At 71.9% G+C, this 6,434-nt stretch carries 1 protein-coding gene; it reads left to right on the top strand.

Features of this window, described 5'->3' with window-relative positions:
* On the top strand, nt 1–6,434 hold a 6,434-nt coding region (locus tag CCN42_RS19745), incomplete at both ends, for an amino acid adenylation domain-containing protein (protein WP_143661957.1).

Raw genomic sequence — 6,434 nt, 5'->3', positions numbered from 1 at the left:
CCACCCGGCGTACGTGATCTACACCTCCGGCTCCACGGGCCGGCCCAAGGGCGTCGTCATCGAGCACCGCTCCCTCGCCGCCTACCTCCAGTGGGCCCGCCACGCCTACCCGGCCATGACGGGCACCTCACTGCTGCACTCGCCGATCTCCTTCGACCTCACCGTCACCGCCCTCTACACCACCCTCGTCTCCGGCGGCCTGGTCCGCGTCACCGATCTCGACGAGAGCGCCGCCGACGGGCCCGCCCCCAGCTTCCTCAAGGGCACCCCCAGCGTCCTCGCCCTCCTGGAGGCGCTGCCCGCCGACGCCTCCCCGAACCGGCTGATCATGCTCGGCGGTGAACTCCTCCTCGGCGAGGTCATCGACCGGTGGCGCGCCCGCCACCCCGACGCCGACGTGCTGAACGTGTACGGAGCCACCGAGGCCACCGTCAACAGCGTCCAGCACCTGATCCCCGCCGGCACCCCCTCACCGACCGGCCCGGTCCCCGTCGGCCGCCCCTTCTGGAACACCCGGGTCCACATCCTCGACAGCGCCCTGCGCCCCGTCCCCGCCGGCGTCCCCGGCGAGGCCTACATCGCCGGAACCGGCCTCGCCCGCGGCTACTGGCACCGCGCCGGCCTCACCGCCGAGCGTTTCGTCGCCGACCCGTACGGCCCGCCCGGCTCCCGCATGTACCGGACCGGAGACGTGCTGCGCAGGAACCACGACGGGCTGCTGGAGTTCGTCGGCCGCGGCGACGGCCAGGTCAAACTGCGCGGCTACCGCATCGAACTCGGCGAGATCGAGGCCGTCCTCGCCGCCCACGACCACGTCACCCAGGCCGCCGTCCTGCTGCGCGAGGACCAGCCCGGCGACAAGCGCCTCGTCGCCTACGCCGCCACCGGCGGCCGCACCGTCACCGCCGACGACCTGCGCACCCTCGCCACCGCCCGGCTCCCCGAGTACATGGTGCCGTCGGCGTTCGTCGTCCTCGACGACATGCCGCTCACCCCGAACGGCAAGCTCGACCGCCGCGCCCTGCCCGTCCCCGAGTACGGAGCCGAGACCGGCGGACGCGCCCCGCGCTCCCCCCGCGAAGAGATCCTGTGCGGCCTGTTCGCCGACGTGCTCGGCCTGGAGTCGGTCTCCATCGACGACGACTTCTTCCAGCTCGGCGGGCACTCCCTGCTCGCCACCAAGCTGGTCAGCCGCATCCGCTCCGTCCTCGGCGCCGAACTGGCCATCCGCCAGCTCTTCGACACCCCCACCGTGGCCGGCCTCTCCGGCGCCCTCGACACCGGCAACGGCCACGCCCGCCCAGCCCTCACGGCCGCCGTACCGCGCCCCGAACGGATCCCGCTCTCCTACGCCCAGCAGCGCCTGTGGTTCCTCCACCAGTTCGAGGGCCCCAGCGCCGCCTACAACTCACCCGTGGCACTCCGGCTCACCGGCGTCCTCGACCACGACGCCCTGCGCCGTGCCGTCACCGACCTCGCGGCCCGCCACGAGAGCCTGCGCACCGTCTTCGCCGAGGACACCGAGGGCCCCCACCAGACCGTCCTCGACCCCGCCGACACCGCCGACCTCACCGTCGTCCGCACCGACGAGGCCGGACTGGACGCCGCCCTCTCCCGGGCCGCCCGGCACGCCTTCGACCTGACCAAGGACGCCCCGCTGCGGGTGTGGCTCTTCGAACTGGGCGCCGCCGAACACGTCCTGCTGCTGCTCACCCACCACGTCGCCACCGACGCCTGGTCCCGCGCCCCGCTGGCCCGCGACCTGACGACGGCCTACGCGGCCCGCGCCGCGGGCGAGGCACCGGTGTGGGAGCCGCTGCCGGTGCAGTACGCCGACTACAGCCTCTGGCAGCACGAGCTGTTCGGCCCGAACGACGGACCGGCCGGCGAGATCACCCGCCAGCTGGACCACTGGAAGCGGACGCTGGCCGGTCTCCCGGAGGAACTGTCGCTCCCCTACGACCGCCCGCGCCCGGCCACGGCCACCTACGCCGGCGACACCCTCACCTTCGACCTGCCCCCGGACCTCCACGCCCGCCTCACCCGCGTGGCCCGCGAGCACCGGGCGAGCCTGTTCATGGTGCTCCAGGCGGCGCTCGCCGGCCTGCTGTCCCGTCTGGGTGCGGGCACCGACATCCCGCTGGGCACGCCGATCGCGGGCCGTACGGATGACGCCCTGGACGACCTGGTGGGCTTCTTCGTCAACACGCTGGTGCTGCGCACGGACGTCTCGGGTGACCCGACGTTCGCGGAGCTGATCGAGCGTGTACGGGTCGCGGACCTGGAGGCGTACGCGCACCAGGACCTGCCGTTCGAGCGGCTGGTGGAGGCGGTCAACCCGGAGCGTTCCCTCGCCCGGCACCCCCTCTTCCAGACCATGCTCAACCTGAACAACGCCGGCCCCGTCGAGGCGCTGGACGAGATCGCCAAACTCCCCGGCCTCACCGTCCGCCACGAGCCCGTCGAGACCGACCGCGTCAAGTTCGACCTCGGCTTCTCCTTCGCCGAGGCCCACAGCGGCCTGCGCGGATCCCTCCAGTACAGCACCGACCTGTTCGACCGCGAGACCGCGCAGAGCATCGCCGAGCGCTTCGTCCGCGTCCTCGTGGCCGTCGCCGAGGATCCGGGTGCGCGGGTGGGTGCGGTGGAGGTGCTCGCTCCGGGTGAGCGGGAGCGGCTGCTGGAGTACTGGAACGGGGCCACGCGTGATGTGCGGGGCGTGTCGTTGCCGGTGCTGTTCGGCGAACAGGCCGCGCGCACGCCTGAAGCGGTGGCGGTGGTGGCCGGTGAGCGGTCGCTGACGTATGCGGAGCTGGACGCCTGGTCGAACCGGGTGGCGCGGTGGCTGATCGCGCGCGGAGTACGTGCCGAGTCGTTTGTCGGAGTCAAGCTGCCGCGCTCGGTGGAGCTGGTGGTGGCGCTGCTTGGGGTGGTGAAGGCCGGTGGCGCATATGTGCCGGTGGATGTGGACTATCCGGCGGAGCGTGTGGACCAGATTCTTGGCGACGCGCGTCCGCTGATCACGATCGACGACCCCGGGATGCTGGAGGAAGCCTCCGGCTGCTCGGACGGTCCGGTCGCGGATGAGGACCGGGTGGTGCGGTTGGAGTTGTCGCATCCGGCGTATGTGATCTTCACGTCGGGTTCGACGGGGCGGCCGAAGGGTGTGGTGGTCGAGCACCGGTCGGTGGGGGCGTATCTGGAGCGGGCCCGTGAGGTGTACGGGGACGCGGCGGGGACGGCGTTGCTGCATTCGTCGGTGGCGTTCGACCTGACGGTGACCGCTTTGTACAGCCCGCTGGTCTCTGGTGGGCGTGTGGTGCTGGCCGAGCTGGACGAGCAGGCGGGCCAGGCGGGCCGGCCGTCGTTCATGAAGGTCACGCCGTCGCATCTGGGGTTGTTGCAGGCGTTGCCGGAGGGGGTGTCGCCGTCGGGGACGCTGATCACCGGTGGTGAGGCGCTGGTCGGTGAGGTGCTGGAGGCATGGCGTGCGGAGCATCCGCAGGTCACGGTCATCAACGCCTACGGTCCGACCGAGGCAACCGTCAACTGCACGGACTTCCGTATTGAGCCTGGTCAGAGGGTGGGTTCAGGTGCGGTGCCGATCGGGCGGCCGTTCTGGAACACCCGCGCCTATGTGCTGGATGAGCGGTTGCGTCCGGTGCCGCCGGGTGTCGCGGGTGAGTTGTACATCGGTGGTGTGGTCCTGGCTCGTGGTTACTTCGAGCGTGCGGACCTGACGGCGGAGCGTTTCACCGCCGATCCGTTCGGTCCTGCGGGTGCGCGGATGTATCGCACGGGTGACATGGCCCGTTGGAACAGTGACGGTCAGCTCGTCTATGCGGGCCGGGTCGATGATCAGGTCAAGCTGCGTGGTTTCCGGATCGAGCTGGGGGAGATCCAGGCGGTCATCGCCGGTCACCCGGAGGTCGCCCGCGCCGCTGTGGTCGTTCGCGAGGACCAGCCCGGTGACCAGCGCCTGGTGGCGTATGTCGTCGGCTCGGTCGACGGGGTGCGCGAGTACGTCGCGTCCCGGCTGCCGGAGTACATGGTCCCGTCGGCGTTCGTCGCCCTCGGCGTGCTGCCGCTCACGGTGAACGGCAAGCTGGACCGCCGCGCCCTGCCCGCCCCCGACTACAGCATGGACACCCCGGCCGGCCGTGGCCCGCGCACGGACCGCGAGGAGATCCTCTGCGGTCTCTTCGCCGAGATCCTCGGCCTGGACACCGTCTCGATCGACGACGACTTCTTCCGCCTCGGCGGACATTCGCTGCTGGCGACGAAGCTGGTCAGCCGCATCCGCACCGTCCTGGAGGCGGAGCTGCCGATCCGGCAGATGTTCGAGACGCCCACGGTCGCGGGCCTGGCCGGCGCGCTGGAGGCAGTGGCCGGTGAGGCCCGCCGTGGGGTCGCCCCGGTCGTGCCGCGGCCGGAGCGGATTCCGCTGTCTTACGCGCAGCGGCGGCTGTGGTTCCTGAACCAGTTCGAGGGGCCGAGCGCCACCTACAACGCCCCGGTCGCGCTGCGGCTGTCCGGTTCGCTGGACCGGGAGGCGCTGCGGCTGGCGCTCGCGGACGTCGTGGCGCGGCACGAGAGCCTGCGCACGGTGTTCGCGGAGGACGGAGAGGGAGCCCGGCAGATCGTGCTGCCGGTGGGTGAGGCCGAGGTGGTCCTGCCGGTGGCCGAGGTCGGCGAGGAGGGACTGCCGGCGGCGCTCGCGGACGCGGCGGCACGGCCCTTCGACCTGGCCCGGGAGATCCCCTTCCGCGCCGAGCTGTTCGCCCTGGCGGACGAGCGGCATGTGCTGCTGCTCCTGACGCACCACATCGTGAGTGACGCGTGGTCGCGGGAGCCGCTGGCCCGGGATCTCACGGCCGCCTATGCCGCGCGTGTGGCGGGCGGGGCGCCGGTGTGGGAGCCGCTGGGGGTGCAGTACGCGGACTACAGCCTGTGGCAGCGGGAGGTGCTGGGCTCGGAGGACGATCCGGGCAGCGAGATCTCCCGCCAGCTCGGCTACTGGACCGAGGCGTTGGCGGGGCTGCCCGACCAGCTGGAGCTGCCGTACGACCGGCCGCGCCCGTCGGCCGCCTCCTACCGCGGTGACCGGATCACGTTCCGCCTGCCCGAGGACGTCGCCGCCGGCATCGACCGCGTGGCCAGGGACACCCAGGCGAGTCCCTTCATGGTGGTACAGGCCGCGCTCGCGGCGCTGCTGACGCGGCTGGGCGGCGGTACGGACATCCCGATCGGCACGCCGATCGCGGGCCGTACCGACGAGGCACTGAGCGACCTGGTCGGCGTGTTCCTGAACACGCTGGTGCTGCGCACCGACACCGCCGGGAATCCGGCGTTCACCGAGCTGGTGGACCGGGTCCGCGAGACCAGCCTGGAGGCCTACGCGCACCAGGACCTGCCGTTCGAGCGGCTGGTGGAGGCGGTCAACCCGGAGCGCTCGATGGCCCGGCACCCGCTGTTCCAGGTGCTGCTGACGTTCAACAACACCGACTACCGCGGTGCTCTCGACTCCCTCGACGGGCTGCCCGGGCTCACCGCGCAGCGGCACTCGGTCGAGACCTCGCACGCCAAGTTCGACCTGGCCTTCGGCTTCTCCGAGCGGGCGGGCGGCCTGGACGGCGTGCTGGAGTACAGCACGGACCTCTTCGACCAGGACACGGCGGCCGGTTTCGTCGAGCGTCTGCTGCGACTCCTGACCATGGCCGTGGTCGAGCCCACCGCTCCCATCGGTGCCATGGACCTCCTCGACGAGGTGGAGTCGGGCCTGGTGGTGTCGGGGTGGAACGACACGGCGTGCGAGATGCCGGCTCGTTCGGTGGTGGAGCTGTTCGCCGAGCGGGTCGCCGAGTCGCCGGACGCGCTCGCGCTGGTCGCCGGTGACGTGTCACTGACGTACGCGGAGCTGGACGCGTGCGCGGAGCGGCTGGCCCGGCTGCTGGTCCAGCGCGGCGTGACGCCCGAGCGGTTCGTGGCGGTGGCGTTGCCGCGGTCGGCGGATCTGGTGGTGGCGCTGCTGGCGGTGTGGAAGGCGGGGGCGGCTTATCTCCCGCTGGACACGGAGTACCCGGCGGACCGGCTGGCGTACATGCTGGAGGACGCCGACCCGGCGCTTGTGCTGACCACCCGGGAACTGCTCGCCGAGCTGCCCGAGTTCGAGCAGCCCTCCCTGCTGCTGGACGCCTCCTCGGCGCGCGACGCGCTCGCGGCCCACGCCCGCACGGACTCCCTGAACGTGGGCTCCGACCTGCGCCGTTCGGCGTACGTCATCTACACGTCGGGTTCGACGGGCCGTCCGAAGGGTGTGGTGGTCCCGCAGGGGCCGCTGGTCAACTTCCTGGTGTCGATGCGGGACCGGTTCGCTCTGGGTGCGGATGACCGTCTGCTGGCGGTGACCACGGTTGGGTTCGACATCGCGGGCC

Source organism: Streptomyces glaucescens (assembly GCF_002154375.1).
Classification (GTDB): Bacteria; Actinomycetota; Actinomycetes; order Streptomycetales; family Streptomycetaceae; genus Streptomyces; species Streptomyces glaucescens.
This window is presented reverse-complemented; position numbering and strand designations above follow the sequence as displayed.